Origin of the sequence: Bacillus sp. COPE52, assembly GCF_003355115.1 — a bacterium.
Classification (GTDB): domain Bacteria; phylum Bacillota; class Bacilli; order Bacillales; family Bacillaceae_G; genus Bacillus_A; species Bacillus_A toyonensis.
The window spans coordinates 2,730,811-2,746,449 of sequence record NZ_CP031292.1 but is presented as its reverse complement, the minus strand read 5'-3'; the positions used below and the strand labels follow the sequence as shown (position 1 = coordinate 2,746,449).

The 15,639-nt window shown below is 33.2% G+C and carries 18 protein-coding genes and 1 pseudogene; 15 read left to right on the top strand and 4 right to left on the bottom strand.

What is annotated here, in order from left to right; all coding sequences use genetic code 11:
• Window positions 1-43: 43 nt before the first annotated feature.
• From DPQ31_RS13685 to DPQ31_RS13675, 3 genes are all read right to left on the bottom strand, one after another.
• The gene (locus DPQ31_RS13685; protein ID WP_098711341.1) at window positions 44-496 is read right to left on the bottom strand and encodes a hypothetical protein; all 453 of its coding nucleotides are present in this window, start codon (window positions 494-496) and stop codon (window positions 44-46) included.
• Between the two features lie 136 nt (window positions 497-632).
• On the bottom strand, window positions 633-989 hold the full coding sequence (locus DPQ31_RS13680) for a hypothetical protein (protein WP_000606238.1): 357 nt from the start codon (window positions 987-989) through the stop codon (window positions 633-635).
• A gap of 287 nt (window positions 990-1,276) precedes the next feature.
• Window positions 1,277-1,900: an acetylglutamate kinase gene (locus tag DPQ31_RS13675; RefSeq protein WP_140158513.1), complete on the bottom strand. Its 624-nt coding sequence runs from the start codon at window positions 1,898-1,900 to the stop codon at window positions 1,277-1,279.
• Between the two features lie 1,114 nt (window positions 1,901-3,014).
• On the opposite strand from DPQ31_RS13675, the gene recQ reads away from it, so the two are divergent.
• The 3 genes from recQ to DPQ31_RS13660 all read left to right on the top strand — a co-directional run bounded on the left by recQ (window position 3,015) and on the right by DPQ31_RS13660 (window position 7,878).
• Complete coding sequence (recQ, locus tag DPQ31_RS13670; protein ID WP_098711340.1) at window positions 3,015-5,132, top strand: DNA helicase RecQ; 2,118 nt, start codon at window positions 3,015-3,017, stop codon at window positions 5,130-5,132.
• A gap of 25 nt (window positions 5,133-5,157) precedes the next feature.
• Window positions 5,158-5,538: a gamma-glutamylcyclotransferase family protein gene (locus DPQ31_RS13665; protein ID WP_000274911.1), complete on the top strand. Its 381-nt coding sequence runs from the start codon at window positions 5,158-5,160 to the stop codon at window positions 5,536-5,538.
• 264 nt (window positions 5,539-5,802) lie between these two features.
• Window positions 5,803-7,878, top strand: coding sequence for a HelD family protein (locus DPQ31_RS13660; RefSeq protein WP_098711339.1), 2,076 nt, complete (start codon window positions 5,803-5,805; stop codon window positions 7,876-7,878).
• A gap of 132 nt (window positions 7,879-8,010) precedes the next feature.
• Here the strand turns inward: DPQ31_RS13660 and DPQ31_RS13655 are convergent, their stop codons facing one another.
• A complete protein-coding gene (locus DPQ31_RS13655; protein ID WP_098711338.1) occupies window positions 8,011-8,427 on the bottom strand; it encodes a hypothetical protein in 417 nt (138 codons plus the stop codon).
• An 82-nt stretch (window positions 8,428-8,509) separates the two neighbouring features.
• Here DPQ31_RS13655 and DPQ31_RS13650 point away from each other — a divergent pair, with 82 nt between their 5' ends.
• From DPQ31_RS13650 to DPQ31_RS13595, 12 genes and pseudogenes are all read left to right on the top strand, one after another.
• Window positions 8,510-8,842 carry a DUF952 domain-containing protein gene (locus tag DPQ31_RS13650; protein ID WP_098711337.1) on the top strand — a complete coding sequence of 111 codons (333 nt, stop codon included), beginning with the start codon at window positions 8,510-8,512 and terminating at the stop codon, window positions 8,840-8,842.
• A gap of 168 nt (window positions 8,843-9,010) precedes the next feature.
• On the top strand, window positions 9,011-9,358 hold the full coding sequence (locus tag DPQ31_RS13645) for a PadR family transcriptional regulator (protein WP_000380297.1): 348 nt from the start codon (window positions 9,011-9,013) through the stop codon (window positions 9,356-9,358).
• Window positions 9,345-10,361: an HAAS signaling domain-containing protein gene (locus tag DPQ31_RS13640; protein WP_208732039.1), complete on the top strand. Its 1,017-nt coding sequence runs from the start codon at window positions 9,345-9,347 to the stop codon at window positions 10,359-10,361. Before DPQ31_RS13645 ends, DPQ31_RS13640 begins: the two co-directional genes overlap by 14 nt.
• 74 nt (window positions 10,362-10,435) lie before the next feature.
• A complete protein-coding gene (locus DPQ31_RS13635; RefSeq protein WP_098711335.1) occupies window positions 10,436-10,948 on the top strand; it encodes a GNAT family N-acetyltransferase in 513 nt (170 codons plus the stop codon).
• 156 nt (window positions 10,949-11,104) lie between these two features.
• Complete coding sequence (locus DPQ31_RS13630) at window positions 11,105-11,881, top strand: serine hydrolase (protein ID WP_208732098.1); 777 nt, start codon at window positions 11,105-11,107, stop codon at window positions 11,879-11,881.
• Window positions 11,878-12,249, top strand: coding sequence for a hypothetical protein (locus DPQ31_RS13625; protein WP_000828017.1), 372 nt, complete (start codon window positions 11,878-11,880; stop codon window positions 12,247-12,249). The genes DPQ31_RS13630 and DPQ31_RS13625 overlap by 4 nt, the downstream gene beginning before the upstream one ends.
• A 34-nt stretch (window positions 12,250-12,283) precedes the next feature.
• Window positions 12,284-12,700, top strand: coding sequence for a GNAT family N-acetyltransferase (locus tag DPQ31_RS13620; protein WP_208732038.1), 417 nt, complete (start codon window positions 12,284-12,286; stop codon window positions 12,698-12,700).
• 35 nt (window positions 12,701-12,735) lie between these two features.
• Window positions 12,736-13,140, top strand: a complete 405-nt coding sequence (locus tag DPQ31_RS13615) for a GNAT family N-acetyltransferase (protein WP_087969248.1) — start codon at window positions 12,736-12,738, stop codon at window positions 13,138-13,140.
• Between the two features lie 15 nt (window positions 13,141-13,155).
• The gene (locus DPQ31_RS13610; protein ID WP_097957303.1) at window positions 13,156-13,509 is read left to right on the top strand and encodes an MmcQ/YjbR family DNA-binding protein; all 354 of its coding nucleotides are present in this window, start codon (window positions 13,156-13,158) and stop codon (window positions 13,507-13,509) included.
• Window positions 13,510-13,530: 21 nt separating this feature from the next.
• The gene (locus DPQ31_RS13605) at window positions 13,531-14,238 is read left to right on the top strand and encodes a class I SAM-dependent methyltransferase (protein WP_087969250.1); all 708 of its coding nucleotides are present in this window, start codon (window positions 13,531-13,533) and stop codon (window positions 14,236-14,238) included.
• Between the two features lie 65 nt (window positions 14,239-14,303).
• The gene (locus DPQ31_RS13600; RefSeq protein ID WP_098711333.1) at window positions 14,304-14,690 is read left to right on the top strand and encodes a ribosomal maturation YjgA family protein; all 387 of its coding nucleotides are present in this window, start codon (window positions 14,304-14,306) and stop codon (window positions 14,688-14,690) included.
• 26 nt (window positions 14,691-14,716) lie between these two features.
• Window positions 14,717-15,639, top strand: a pseudogene (locus DPQ31_RS13595) (phosphotransferase enzyme family protein).

Below are 15,639 nucleotides of genomic sequence, written 5' to 3'. Positions count from 1 at the left end.
AGTACTTACTTTAAAGTAAGTACTCTTTTTGTGTATGAACCTTTTATATTCCAACTTGAACTAATTTTTTTTCAATTTCCCATGTATCTCGCTTTTTAATTTTTATAGTTACATTAGTTCCGCCAGATTCTTTATAAAAAATATAGCCATTGTTTGCGTTTACGTATGTTATTGGTTCACTTATGCAATCTCGTGAACAAGATGTATTAACGAGCTCAAGTAAGGATAGTTCGCTCGGGTCGGTTTTACTTTCAGCTATAACGGCATCAATGTTTGTTTTACGATAACCTTGTAAATTCACATGGAAAATCTGTTCAATTTCTCCTGTAATGCTAGTATTCATTACTTCTACTGAATTCTTTTTTTCTTGAAGAAATCCATTTTCATAAAGTAATTTTGTATATCCAAGCCAGGCGATTAAAACTAGTATGATAAACATACTAGACATTTTTAGTGTTCGAAGTCTTTTACTAACAATTGTTTCTGAGTATTTCATTCAGTCTAATCCTCCAATGTTTTTAATTTAAAGTATGCCTGGATACATACATTTAGAAGAGGATGGAAGGCAACAAGTTGTTGATTCAAAAAAGAAAACATCAGAAGTTAGATGCTTTCTTTTTGAATGATTATTGTTATCTGTTCGTTACTTGTTTCATAAGCGGTCTTATTTCTTTAACAGGTGGTTTTTTATCATAGGCATCAACGTAAGAAAAGTAATAATTTAAATTTCTAAGAAGTCCTTTTCCTATTTTAGCGCTTAAAAAGGGGAATACTTGTCCAGTATAATCATCGAGAGATTTACAGTAGTATTTTTCATCTAAATATATACTGTATTTACAAGTGAGTTCTACTAATGAGTTACCTTCATCATCAATTACCTCTTTAGAATCAATAATGTCTATTAATGCAAATTTTTCATTCAAATACACTTTCTTCTTTTTCTCGTGTTTATTTGTGAGTATAAATACGAGACCAATGGCGTTAATCAAACTATTTCCTCCTATAAAAAACGGATATAAATAAAATATATCGATATACGTTAAATGTAAAGAGGAGAGGCGAAATAACATTGAGAGAAAGCTAAATAAGCCGATTTTTTTTTGAAATCGGCTTATGCTTATTTTTATCCCGCATTTGACGAGAAGTAAGAATCACACCTTGAAATTCAGCTTAAGTAGAGAAGTTAGGCGGGAGATAAAATGCTCGTGAAACCCTGATTGGTCTGGGTTAGTAATCGGTGGGGATGTACAAACCCATCACTGGTTAACGTCTCAGTTTATTGAAATACTTGCGGGAATTGTTTTACGATTGCGTTTGTTATCATGTCGGCCATTTCTAATGCTTCTTTTTCAATTTTATCGTAAAGTTTTACTCCTGCTTCATAATCTTTATTTAGGAAGGCAAGCGCTTCTGCTTTCGTTAGTGCTAAATGTTCATAAAACATTTTTCTAAATTCCTCTTTATCTATATATGGATTGATACTGTGAAGAAATTCAATAATTTCATCACCATTAGCGTACCATTTCTTCTCTATAGCGGCAGCTGCATTTTGATCACCAGCTTTTGCGGCTTTCACAAGATCGGCTGCAATTACTAAATGATCTTTAATTAATGCACTATATTTCTTTACTGCATCCTCGCCATAGAAGGGCTCAAGTGATAGTCCCATATGTGTTGCGTTTTGTAGAAGCCGTCCAACAGTAACGTTAACATCTGGTAAATTAAAGACAATACTTATAATAGCCAATCTCGTCCAAGCGACATGTTGTTCCCATAAAGAACGCATATATCCTTTTAAAAAATTCTCGTTTTTACTTATTCGGTAGTTACGTACGGATAAATCATAGTTTACATAAAGGTTATGATAGGGGGAGTAATACGATTGCCAATAAGAATACATAAAAAGTAACACTCCTTTGAACATGTATAACTCAAAGTATGATAAAGATTTATTTTTAGTTACGTGTCCTAGATAATTTTCAGGTAATTTGAAACGGAGAAATTCAATGAATGATATTGTGATATATATAAATAAATTGAATATGAAGTAAAAGAGGCTCTGCAAGGGAAGTTGCAGAGCCTCTAAAGGGTATTGCCGAGATGTCGGACTCGACTACGTAATATTATCATAAAATTCTTTTAAAAAAACCTGGTAAATGTGTCCAAATGAAAATGGAACTTTAATAAAGTCAAAGGGACCTGCTTCCCGCGGCAGGCCCCATTAACTAGATAATGTAGATGAGCAAAAACTCATCTAGAGTACTTTTATAGTAACAAGTAAAATGCGTTTTGTGTATTGAGAAAAAAGAATTGCATAATTACATGTGAACAATTTATATTTTACTTTTTATGATTATCATGAATTGTTGGGATTTAAATCTGGTTATAAAATGGAGAAAAGACTTGGAAGTGAAATTGAAGTGCACAGAAATATGTAATCATGAAAAAGACCTGCTAATATGAGCAGGTCAACTTAAGGGGTTTATCCAACAGATTATTATATATGGTAGCAACTGAATTGTAGTAAGTCTATACGTTTCATATTGAGAAAACTTCTGTGAATGATCTATTTTTTGCGCATATATTAACGTCTAAAAAGTTGAGAAAGAAAATTCAAAAAATTTCTATAAGAAAATAATGGCTGGTACTTATAATATGATTCATATTTCCACGCATCATTATTAGAGAATTGGAGTTGTTTTGTTTTTGCTTTGATGGAACCCATATTACGATGCTTCATATAGTAACCTCCTGCATTTATATGTATACGATTAGTAGTATTCAAGAAAGGGCAATAAAATGAATATTAAAATTGAAATGCTTTCTTCATGTGTAATGGATGTATGTTTTAAATGTTGTGAAACATACAAAACACCGATGCTAATTAATATTAAATACGAGGAGAAATATAGAATAATGAAAAAACAATAAGCATTTATTCATCGCTTTCAAGTCGCATAAGTGATGATATAATAGAAGTAGATGAAAGATAAAGAAAAGCAGGTGAATCTTTTTTGTTTACAAAAGCACAAGAACTTTTAGCGTCTTATTTCGGTTATTCGTCATTCCGAAGAGGGCAAGATGAAACAATTAAAAATGTATTAGAGGGGAAAGATACAGTTTGCATTATGCCTACGGGCGGAGGTAAGTCAATTTGTTATCAAATTCCCGCATTAGTATTCGAAGGAACGACGTTAGTAATATCACCTTTGATTTCACTTATGAAAGACCAAGTAGATACACTAATACAAAACGGTATATCCGCTACGTATATTAATAGTTCTATTTCAATGACAGAAGCTAATCATAGAATTCAATTAGCGAAACAAGGGCATTATAAGTTACTTTATGTCGCTCCTGAGCGTCTTGATTCAATGGAGTTTGTTGATCAACTTATCGATATGAAAATCCCGATGATTGCGATTGATGAGGCGCACTGTATTTCGCAGTGGGGACATGATTTCCGTCCAAGTTATTTACATATACATCGTATACTAGATTATCTCCCAGAAAAACCGCTCGTATTAGCGTTAACAGCGACAGCAACTCCGCAAGTACGTGATGATATTTGCAAAACGCTTGAAATTAATCAAGAAAATACAATTATGACAACTTTTGAGCGTGAGAACTTATCATTTTCTGTCATTAAAGGACAGGATCGTAATGCTTATTTAGCAGATTATATTCGTCAAAATCAAAAGGAATCAGGGATTATATATGCAGCTACTAGAAAAGTAGTTGATCAGTTGTATGAAGATTTAATGAAAGCGGGAGTTTCGGTATCAAAATATCACGCTGGTATGAGTGATCATGATCGAAATGAGCAACAAGAACTCTTTTTACGAGATGAAGTAAGTGTAATGATAGCGACATCTGCATTTGGAATGGGTATTGATAAATCGAATATTCGTTACGTTATTCATTATCAGCTGCCAAAAAATATGGAAAGTTACTATCAAGAAGCAGGACGTGCTGGTCGTGACGGATTAGATAGTGAATGTATTTTGTTATATTCTTCTCAAGATGTGCAAGTACAACGCTTTTTAATTGATCAATCAACAGGAGAATCACGTTTTTCGAATGAACTTGAAAAATTGCAAAATATGACTGATTACTGTCATACAGAACAATGTTTACAATCATTCATTTTGCAATACTTTGGAGAAGAACCGAAAGAAGATTGTGGACGCTGCGGTAATTGTACGGACGACCGTGAGAGCATCGATGTGACGAGAGAATCACAAATGGTTTTATCCTGTATGATTAGAACGAACCAACGATTTGGAAAACAAATGATTGCACAAGTATTAACTGGATCGAAAAATAAGAAAGTTATTGAATTTAATTTTCATACTTTACCAACGTATGGCCTTTTATCAAACCGTAGTGTAAAAGAAGTGAGTGACTTTATAGAGTTTTTAATTTCAGATGAGTTAATTGCAGTTGAACATGGTACGTATCCGACATTAAAAGTAACGGAAAAAGGGAAAGAAGTATTACTTGGTAATGAGAATGTTCTACGAAAAGAACGAGTAGAGACGAGACAAATCGTCCAAGATCATCCTTTATTTGAAGTGTTGCGTGAAGTACGTAAAGAAATCGCACAAGGAGAAGGTGTACCTCCGTTCGTTATTTTCTCTGACCAAACATTAAAAGATATGTGTGCAAAAATGCCGCGAAATGATTCCGAACTGTTAACAGTAAAAGGTATTGGAGAACACAAACTTGTGAAGTATGGCTCGCACTTCTTACAAGCAGTTCAGCATTTTATTGATGAAAATCCAAACTATGCAGAAACAATTAAGACAGAAGTTGTTTCTGAGCGTAAAAAATCAGGAAAAGCTTCAGCGAATTCTCATTTGGAAACGTATGAAATGTATAAACAAGGAATTGACCTAAATGAGATTGCAAAAGAACGTGATCTATCAAGACAAACAATTGAAAACCATTTAATTCGCTCTTTTGAGGATGGGATGGAAGTAGATTGGCAAAGTTTTGTACCAAAAGAGTATGAATCTCTTATAGAAACTGCTGTACAAAATGCAGAAGGTGGTTTGAAATCTATTAAAGAACAGCTTCCAAATGAAGTGAGTTACTTTATGATCCGTGCTTATTTACAAATAAGAAAGTAGAGACATATAAAGGGGATAGGGATTTATGTATCATGTTTTCGTTTATGGCACGTTAAGAAGAGGGCAAACGAATGCTCATTATATGCAAGGTGCAACATGCATCGCAGACGGAGCATGGACGTATGGGGAATTATTTGATACAAACGAAGGATATCCGGCCATGATTTGTTCTAATGAAGTAAAGGTATATGGGGAAGTTTATGAAGTAAATGATGATGTTTTGCATAAGTTAGATGAACTAGAAGAATATACAGGTAATGCAGAGACTGATTTATATGACCGAATAACGCAAACAGTGTATGTTGCTGATACGGAAATACATGCGTATGTGTATATTGCTCAGGATAAAAAGATGTTAAAGAAAGTGATTGATTCTGGGGATTGGCTTTTATATCAAAAAGTATAATAGAAGTAACTATATAAAATTGGAAAGCAGATAATGAAATATTTCATTATCTGCTTTTTATTGTTTCTTTTAATTGAACTTCTCAAATTAATAAAGAATGTTTTAAATATGTTATATCGAATTAAAGCAAAGCAGAGTAGGAATTAATAGTTACTCTTTTATATTTTAGAAAATTCTCACTAGAACTATTGACTTTGCGAATGGATTTTTAATACAATTGTATTTCGACTGAAAAATTAGAACGGACAGGAGGGAATCGTCGAAATGAGCAACATATTTGAAGATGAGTTACAAAAAATGAGGGATACTTTACATACGATGGATGATCAATTAGAACAGCTTGAAAAAATCCCGGTTTATTATGGAGAAGATTTTAAAGAGCAAATTCTTGAAAGCATGAGGGAGTCAAATAGACAGAACTTACGTATCGGTGTGGAAGAGCCGTATTTTGGAAGACTAGACTTTCAAGAGGATGGAAAAGAACAAGTTATGCCGATTTATATCGGTAAAGTAGGTGTTTCAGATAAGGACACGATGAAACCAATTGTTATCGATTGGCGAGCGCCTGTCGCAAGTATGTTTTATTCATTTACCGGTGGAGAAGAACTAGCGTTTTATCAATCACCAGATGGGTTAGTTGAAGGTGATGTGTATTTAAAACGAAACATTTCCATTCGTAAAAGAGAACTTGAACGTGTTGTTGATACATATGTGAAAGGAAATGAAGATGTATCGCATGCCGATGATTTTCTTCTATATCGATTAGGTGAGAATAAAGATAATAAACTAAAGGATATTGTTTCAACGATTCAATCGGAACAAAATGATATTATTCGAGCGGAAAGAAATTTACCATTACTTATTCAAGGGGTTGCAGGGAGCGGAAAGACAACAATCGCTTTACATCGCCTTGCTTTTTTAATTTATGAATACCGTGAACAGTTAGAGGCAGAAAGAATGATTGTATTTGCTCCGAACAGCTTGTTTTTAGATTATATTTCGAGTGTACTGCCTGAATTAGGGGTAGGGAATATTAGTCAAACAACGTTTCCAGATTGGGCATTGCGTACGTTAGATGATTCAGTGAAACTAAAGCAAACAGAAGAGAAATTGAAAGAAGCATTTTCAATTAATCGTGATGAAAGTAAGGTAATGCTCGGTAAATTAAAGGGTACACTGGAATTTAAGGCGTTTATTGAAGAGAGAATGATTCAATTTGAAAATGACTTAGTTCCGACAAACGATTTTGAGGCGTGGGATAAAGCGATTATTCCAGTGGAAGACATTAAAAAATGGATGCAAGTTGAATATAAACATTATCCACTAAAGAAAAGAAGAGAACGTTTAGTAGGCCGCATGAAGCGCTGGATTGAAATTGAACTTAAAAAGTTTGGGGAAACGAACGAGAAAAAATTGCTCAAAAAAGAAGCGACTAAGAGATTGAACACATATATGAAGTTTTGGTCAAAAATGAGTGCTCTTTCACTGTATAGTTCAATATTGAAAAGTAAAGAAATACTCGAAGTTTTACCTGAAGAACTTGTTAAAGAAACAGAAAAGAGTTGTCGTAAAAAAGAAGTGTATGTAGAAGATTTACCTGCCTTAATTTACATCCATCATCGCATAACAGGTATTGAAATCGGTCAGAAGTTTCATCATGTCGTTATTGATGAAGCGCAAGATTTTTCGCCATTTCAAGTGTATGTATTAAAAGAAATTACACTAGGTAATTCTTTCACTATATTAGGTGATTTATCGCAAGCGATTTATGATTACCAAGGAATTGAAGATTGGAACGCATTTAAGGAAGTATTCCAAGAAACAGGTTATTTTGAATTGACTAGAAGTTATCGTTCTACAAAAGAAATTATTGAATTCGCAAATGAAATTATTAAAAATGCAGAAATACCAGTGGGGCTCGCAACACCAGTTTTCCGTAGCGGTGAAGACGTAAAAGTAATCCATGCAGAAGATCAATTCACTGAAGTTTTGAAGACAATAAAGCATTTGCAAAATGAAGATGTGAAAACAATTGCGGTAATAGGTAGAACAGATGATGAATGCCGCGGTATGTATGAGAAATTAACGAATGCAGGATTGACGGTAAATGTCATTGAAGCAAATCAAAGTAAATATGAAGGTGGTATTTCAGTAGTACCTGTATATTTAGCGAAAGGTTTAGAATTTGACGCTGTAATTCTAATGGATGTTGATGAAGAACATTATAAAAATACAAAGCATGATGCGAAGTTACTGTATGTCGCATGTACGAGATCACTGCATGATTTATGGATTTTCCATAGCGGTGAAGCGTCGCCTTTAATTAAAGGATTAAAATAAATGTAAAAAGAGGATTTTCTAGTAGGGTATGAAAATCCTCTTTTTTATATTTAAAAGCTAGATGAATTAACGACCTGAGCGGTTATTTAAATAATATTATAAAGTAAAAAAAGTGCAATGGAGTTATATGCATTAATATGTGCGTTTAAGTATAAATCTTGGTGATGGAAGTGTTTCTTGTTCTGCTTCAAAATACGCAACTTGATTTGTAATTGAGTATAGAATAGAAGGCATTCCCATTCCAACAGCAGCCTCTAATGCGTCCAGCAAAGGGAGTGTTTTTCCATCGATTTTTGTGTCCCATGATATGGCGTAACAAGAATCAACAGCCCCATGTTTTTTTAACAGATCTCCTATATCAATTGGACAAGAATTAGGCTTAGGAATTTCAATCATATATTCTTCACGTAACGTAGTTCTGTAATTATGGCAAAGTCGACCGATCGCATCTTTACGTTTTTTTGAAGAAGAAAGCTCAAATAGTACTCTATTTTGAAGGCGCTTAGTAAAAAATGATTTTACAATGATCTCTTCTAATTTTTTATCCATTAAGATTCTCCAATCAACTAATCATTTGTTGGAAATTTTAGTGTTATTATATCATTACATATATTAAAAAAGGGGAAAAGCTATGATTACAAAAGTAATAACAAAAAGAAAATGGGAAATCGCAAAAACAACTGGAGAAATTCATGAAGAGTCACTTATAAAAGAGGGGTTTATTCATTGTTCATTATTTGAACAAGCTTTAAAGGTTGCAGAAAAACATTTCTTTCATGAAGAAGAGGTTTTATTACTTACAATAAATCCATCCTTGGTAAAAGCAGAAATAAAATATGAACTTGCTTCAAATGGTCAAGAATACCCGCATGTATATGGAGTAATCAATGTTGGGTCGATTGTAGGGGTTATCCCATTTCCTAAAGAAAAAGGAGAGTTTATATTACCAGAGGTACAAAGTTAAGCGTGTTATAAATATATAAGTTAGCTAGAAAAGCACAAATCGTATAGTTTGTGCTTTTTTTATCCGTTTTTTGGTAAATGATGATTGTTTTTGTCACACGAATACTGTACGATACATAGTATAAAACACATACTGTATGACATATAGTAATAAAAATGAGGTGGGTGAATGGATACTTTATTAAATTCATTAATTACTGAGTTAAGAAGAGGGACATTGACATTAGCGGTTTTAAGCCAATTAAGAACGCCGCAGTATGGATATTCACTTGTCCAATTATTGGAGCAATCAGGGATTACAATTGATCAAAGTACTTTATATCCACTACTTCGTCGATTAGAAAAGCAGAAACTAGTTACGAGTAGTTGGGATAAAACGGAGAGTAGACCTCGTAAGTATTATGTTTTAAGTGAATATGGACTAGAGATATTTTTACAATTGAAAAAGGAGTGGATAAAGGATTCGAAAGAACTTTATAACCTATTAAAGGAGGAGGACGAGAATGAGTTTGATTGATATGTACGTCCAAGAAGTGGCGAAGAGATTACCTGAAAAAAATCGTGAAGATATTACGCTTGAGCTACGGTCGACAATAGAGGATATGTTACCAGACGATTATGGCGATTATAATGAGGATGATGTGAAGAGCGTTCTCGAAAAATTGGGAAGTCCGGTTTCATTGGCTAATGGGTATTTGGATAGACCGATGCATTTAATTGGACCACGTTATTTTGATGTATATACGACGTTATTAAAAATGATTATACCAATTGCAGCTGTTATCGCACTCATTGCAATGGTTGCAGAAAATTTTATAGGCTATACTGGTGATCAAGCAGTATTAGATGTTATTTTAAAATTGATAGGTAAAGGCATTGGGGAAATTGTTGAAGTAGGCCTCCATGTGTTTTTCTGGTTGACACTTGTTTTTGCTGTTTTAGAAAGAACTGATAAAGAAAAGGATCCACACCCATTAACAACAAGTTTAAAAAAATGGACGCCAGATGATTTGAAAAATATCTCGTATATCCCGAAGAAAAAGGCAATCTCAAAGTTTGAAGTTTTTGGAGGTTTAATGTGGACAGCAATATGGGCTACCCTTTACTTTTATGCAAACCATCTTGTAGGCGTATATAATGGTACGGAAAACGGACTGAAGTTTATCGCGCCAACGTTTAATCAAGATGTTTTACTTCAATATTGGCCAATTATTTTGGTTATGATCGTTTTTGAAGTAGCTATATCTCTTTATAAGTTAGTACAAGGACAATGGACGAAAAGATTGGCAATCGGAAATGGTATTCTTCAAGTAGTCGGAACGATAGTATTCATTGTAATTGTAGTAAATCCACATATATTTAACGAAGGATTTATTACGTATTTGGCAAATGTGTTTACTATTTCCCTAGAAGGATTTAAAACGAGGTTAGTTGGCGGTGGAATTATCATTTATACGTTGTCCGCTGCGATTAATATATTTGATGGTTTCCGAAAATCAAGTATTCGTATGTGGAAATAAAACAGAAATTTCGGTAAAATAAAATTATTAAAAATATAGTGAAAGAAGATAAGCATTAGGGAAGGAAGAAAACGATGATCAGGGAAGCAACGAAAAGAGATGTAGCATATATTTTAGACATTTATAATGATGCGATACTTTATACAACAGCTGTATATGCGTATAAACCTGTAACCCTTGAAAATAGAATAGAATGGTTTGAACAAAAAAAAGCTGATGGCTATCCAATTTTCGTATACGAACTAGATAATAAAGTAGTGGGATTTGCGACATTCGGCCCATTTAGAGCGTGGCCTGCTTACAAATATTCAATTGAACATTCTGTGTATGTTGATAAGGAATATAGAAAAAATGGCATTGGATCCTCTTTGATGGAAAAATTAATCGCAACCGCAAAAGAAAGAGAATATATGACCTTAATTGCTGGAATCGATGCGGAAAACGAGAAAAGTATAGCCTTGCATCAAAATTATGGATTTGTTCATGCCGGAACAATACAAAAAGCTGGTTATAAGTTTAATAGATGGCTAGATTTAACCTTTTATCAATTGGAGCTTAACGGGCCTGAAAATCCTATAGAAGATTAGAAGTTTTTCGTGAAAATGAATGTTTTAGGTAGCAAGGAGTAATTCATGCTACCTTTTTCTAATTGTCATTACAAATATAACCTGTCAAAAAAGGTTTTTTATATTCCATATTGAATTATTAGAAGGTGATATAACGATGTGAAAAGAGGAATGGAAATGGAAACTGTCATTCAAAAAATGAAAGAGATACAAGTTGGTCATGTAGGAGTAGCTATTTATTCTACAAAAAACGAATGTATAATTACTTCATATAATAGTGAATTATATATTCCATTAGCATCGGCAGCAAAAGTAGTAATTGGATTTGTAGCAGCACAAATGGTGAAGGAAAATAAACGTAATTGGAATGATATACTTCATCACATTAAATTTCATCCACATGAAGATAGTGCACAGTTATATCCGCATCTACAAGGAAGAAGTACTTTAACACTTAGTAAAGCAGTAGAAGTGATGATAGCTTGTCACGACAGTTATATTGCTCACTCGGTTGTAAAGCACTGCGGTGGATGGGATGCTGTGAAAATAAATGCCCAAACGTATTTTTCAAAAATTTATATACAAGAGAATGCTAGAGATGAGAAAAATGTTGGAGAATTAAATCAAGTTCTTTCGCTTTTAGTACATATTTTTCAAGGCTACAAAGTAGAACCAGCAGTATGGGAACCAATTATCAATGGAATGGTAAGACAACAAGGGGGCTATGAAAGTATACCGTATTTTCATTTAGCTCATATGACAGGTGGATTGCTCACGGCTACAATAAATATTGGTATAATGGGAATGTTTAACGAATTCCCATTTCTTTATGTAATTGGGGGAAAAGATTTACCCGAGCGAGTTCATAATATAGAGGTTGATGAAACTATTGCAACAGCTTTGAAATACATTTACAAAGCATATAGTGAAAGCATGCTAGGAGTGAGCGATTGAAACGAAACTTAAAGACTTCAACAATTATTATTTTAATTGTAACGATTATTGCTCTTGAAGTTGGAATCGCACTATATGATCACAATTTATCATTAGATACCATTTACTTTGCAGCGATTCTTATTTGTATTGTATCGCTTTTTGGTACACGTGTTTCTGAAGAGAAAGAACGTACATCGAAACAGAGACGAAGAAAAACGGCTCTAATATTTTGGCCATCTATAATAATGTTAATTATTAGTTTTGCAGTTATAAGTTATGTACGAACAGGCTATGTCTCTGTACCTGGGATAATTGGTTTTTCGTGTTTTGTTACATATGGTGGATTTGTATTCATTAGTATTTTAAAAAGGCGAAATAAAAATTAGATGTAATTTACTAAGTTGAAAGGAAGAAATATATATGAAACACATAGAGAATGGTACTCGTAATGAAGGAGAATACATTAGAAATAAAGTCATTCAATATAATATGTCCATCTTAACAGATGAAGTAAAGCATCCGATGGAACAAGTAAGCCTTGTAGTGAAAGGTGAGGAAGGGAAAATCTTTGGCGGCGTAACAGGAACGATGTATTTTTATCATCTTCATATCGATTTTTTATGGGTTGATGAATCCGTTCGTCATGATGGTTATGGAAGTCAACTGATACATAAAATCGAAGACATTGCGAAGGAAAAAGGATGTAGACTCATATTACTAGATTCATTTAGTTTCCAAGCACCGGAATTTTATAAAAAGCACGGCTACCGAGAATATGGTGTCGTTGAAGATCATCCGAAAGGGTATAGTCAACACTTTTTGGAAAAGAGATTATAATAATATTATGTATACTAGTTGATGGGAGAAAGAATATGTACACGTATAAATTACAACATGAACGACCAATTTGTGCAGAGAAAATAAAGAAGCTTTACGACTCTGTCGGTTGGTGGCCAGAAAGAAAAGAAATCGATATTGAAAAAATGTTAAAGAATAGCATAGCAATTGGGGTATGGAAAGAAAATGAGTTAATTGGGTTTGCTAGAGTCGTTTCAGATGGTGTTTTTCGAGCGTACATAGAAGATGTTGTCGTACATGAAAGTGTAAGAAATAAAGGTATTGGAGAGAATATGCTTACAATGTTACTGGAAGAGATATCTCATATTGATATTGTTAGTCTATTTTGCGGAGAGAAACTCATAAAGTTTTATGGGGAACAGCAATTTAAAGCGACGAAGCAAATTGTGATGCATCGTAAACAAATAGTGAAAGAATAAGAGGTGCCATTTAAAATGAATGCAACGAGAGCATATTGTTTATCAAAAAGAAAAGCGACAGAGGATTCTCCAGATGGCTGGAGTGCAACATGTATGAGACTCAATAATAAAATATTTGCGATAGTGAACCATGAAGAAGGTGAAAAAGCTGCGATTACATTAAAATGTGATCCTGAGCTCGCTTTACGAATAAGAGAAGATTATCCAGACACAATAATTCCAGGGTATCATATGAATAAGAAACATTGGAATACAGTGTATATACATAAGGGAGTAGAACAGGAGCAAATTAATAAAATGATCGATTGGTCGTATGAGTTAGTACTACAATCATTTTCAAAGAAAAAGCAGCAAGAGTTAATAGATTAATATGTATTAGGGGTGGATATAATGAAAGACGCAGTCAAAGATACGTATGATAAATTAGCGAGTACATATAAAGAAAATATAGATTTGGCAAATCCATATAATAGTTATTATGAAAGACCTGCGATGATGGAGATTATTCCAAGGGAACTAGAAGGGAAGAGAATACTAGATGCTGGATGTGCCGCTGGATGGTATACTTCTCAATTCGTAGGAAGAGGGGCTAACGTTACAGCAATTGACATAAGTCCTGAAATGGTAAAAGCCGTAAAAGAAAGTATGGTAGAAAAAGCAACGTTCCTTTGTCACGATTTGCAAGAAACATTGCCATTTGAAAATAATACGTATGATATCATTGTAAGTTCGTTAACTCTTCATTACTTAGAAAATTGGACGCAAGTATTTCAAGAGTTTCAGCGCGTATTGAAGCCGGGTGGAGAACTTATATATTCCGTTCATCATCCTTTTATGGATTTCACAAAGTTTACATGTGAAGATTATTTTGAAAAACAATTATTAGTAGATACTTGGGTTAAACCAAATATTACAATAGAAGTTAGTTTTTTTAGGAGGTCGCTCCAAGACATAATCAATGAAACAACAAACTATTTTGTATTAGAAAAAATAGTGGAACCGAAGCCGATTGAAAAGATGAGAGAAGTAGACAGAAAATCATATCATTATTTAAGTACAAATCCACATTTTCTTATTATGAAAGCAAGTAATAAATAGCTAGTAAAATGATTGTATTTTACTAGCTATTTGCAGTTTTACATGATGAATTAGGAGCTTTTGAAATGAATATAAAACGAAATCAATTACTATATGTAATGTTTACTATAGTTGTTATTATGTTAGGTCTTAGTTCTAAAAAGTTTGCTTTTGCGTTACCTCATTTATTAAATGATTACTTAGGTGATGCTTTATGGGCATTAATGATTTTCGTTGGATTCGGATTTTTGTTTCCTAAAATAGAAACGAAGAAATTAGCTTTTATGAGTTTAATATTTTGTTACGGGATTGAAATTAGCCAATTGTACCATGCACCTTGGATTGATAATATTCGTGCAACGACTATAGGGGGACTCGTTTTAGGTTACGGATTTTTGTGGAGCGATGTAGTTGCTTATACAATTGGTGTTGGGATAGGAATGCTTTGTGAGTTTATGTTACGGAAGAAATAAGTGAATTTTAAAAGGGGTATTTGTATATGGAGGATATATTAGAAATTGCAAAGTTTTGGTTTGAAGATGAAGATATCACAACTATTGAAGTTCAACCAAACGTAACGAAGATTTACTGTAATAATAAAGCGTATATTTTAAAGGAAAAGGGATCGATAAAACATTTTCTAGTTGAACTAAATGTATTAGAACAGCTTGATGAAAAAGGAGTTAAAGTAAAAAAATAGTAAAAATGAGAAATGATGAAAGGTACGTATTTTATAAAGAGAAGTATTATAGTTTGTACGAATATATTGGTGGAAGTGTACTAGAAATAAAAGATACAGAAAAGCTAAAAGAGCTAGGAAGTACAATTGGAGAGAAGGTAGCTAATTTACATCAAGCACTACATTCAGTGAATAGTGCTAACGAGTTAATAAAAAGAGAATTGTATAAAGTGGTATACAAATGGGCCTTACCAATTTTAGAAAAGAATGCATCTGTCCATCGGAATGTCGTTCGAAAAATGGATCAAATACGTACAGTTTTGAAGGAAACGGTTCACCCACTACCAAAACAAATTATTCATCGTGATATGCACTTATCGAATGTGATTTTTCATGACAATGAATTTCAAGGATTTATAGATTTTGAACTTTTAGAAAGCAATGTAAGAGTATTCGATTTATGCTACTGCTGTACAAGTATATTAAGTGAGCTATTTAGTGATGAAACAGGAAGAGGGAAATGGTTACATATTGTCAGCAAAATCTTTGAAGGATATTATAAACAAAGCATTTTAACGAGAGAAGAACTACAATCTATTTGGTATGTCATGCTTTCTATTCAAGTTATCTTTATTACTTATTTTGTTCAGTTACCAAATTTATTAAAGTTGAATGAAGAGATGTTCTTCTGGATTTTTGCAAATAAGGAAGATATTGAAGAATCTATAGTAAGGACCGTATGA

What these genes read in the sequence shown, in the direction of transcription:
- DPQ31_RS13685 (WP_098711341.1), bottom strand. Translation starts at nt 496, where the DNA reads ATGAAATACTCAGAAACAATTGTTAGTAAAAGACTTCGAACACTAAAA.
- DPQ31_RS13675 (WP_140158513.1), bottom strand. Translation starts at nt 1,900, where the DNA reads ATGTATTCTTATTGGCAATCGTATTACTCCCCCTATCATAACCTTTAT.
- DPQ31_RS13665 (WP_000274911.1), top strand. Translation starts at nt 5,158, where the DNA reads ATGTATCATGTTTTCGTTTATGGCACGTTAAGAAGAGGGCAAACGAAT.
- DPQ31_RS13660 (WP_098711339.1), top strand. Translation starts at nt 5,803, where the DNA reads ATGAGCAACATATTTGAAGATGAGTTACAAAAAATGAGGGATACTTTA.
- DPQ31_RS13655 (WP_098711338.1), bottom strand. Translation starts at nt 8,427, where the DNA reads ATGGATAAAAAATTAGAAGAGATCATTGTAAAATCATTTTTTACTAAG.
- DPQ31_RS13650 (WP_098711337.1), top strand. Translation starts at nt 8,510, where the DNA reads ATGATTACAAAAGTAATAACAAAAAGAAAATGGGAAATCGCAAAAACA.
- DPQ31_RS13645 (WP_000380297.1), top strand. Translation starts at nt 9,011, where the DNA reads ATGGATACTTTATTAAATTCATTAATTACTGAGTTAAGAAGAGGGACA.
- DPQ31_RS13640 (WP_208732039.1), top strand. Translation starts at nt 9,345, where the DNA reads ATGAGTTTGATTGATATGTACGTCCAAGAAGTGGCGAAGAGATTACCT.
- DPQ31_RS13635 (WP_098711335.1), top strand. Translation starts at nt 10,436, where the DNA reads ATGATCAGGGAAGCAACGAAAAGAGATGTAGCATATATTTTAGACATT.
- DPQ31_RS13630 (WP_208732098.1), top strand. Translation starts at nt 11,105, where the DNA reads ATGGAAACTGTCATTCAAAAAATGAAAGAGATACAAGTTGGTCATGTA.
- DPQ31_RS13620 (WP_208732038.1), top strand. Translation starts at nt 12,284, where the DNA reads ATGAAACACATAGAGAATGGTACTCGTAATGAAGGAGAATACATTAGA.
- DPQ31_RS13615 (WP_087969248.1), top strand. Translation starts at nt 12,736, where the DNA reads ATGTACACGTATAAATTACAACATGAACGACCAATTTGTGCAGAGAAA.
- DPQ31_RS13610 (WP_097957303.1), top strand. Translation starts at nt 13,156, where the DNA reads ATGAATGCAACGAGAGCATATTGTTTATCAAAAAGAAAAGCGACAGAG.
- DPQ31_RS13605 (WP_087969250.1), top strand. Translation starts at nt 13,531, where the DNA reads ATGAAAGACGCAGTCAAAGATACGTATGATAAATTAGCGAGTACATAT.
- DPQ31_RS13600 (WP_098711333.1), top strand. Translation starts at nt 14,304, where the DNA reads ATGAATATAAAACGAAATCAATTACTATATGTAATGTTTACTATAGTT.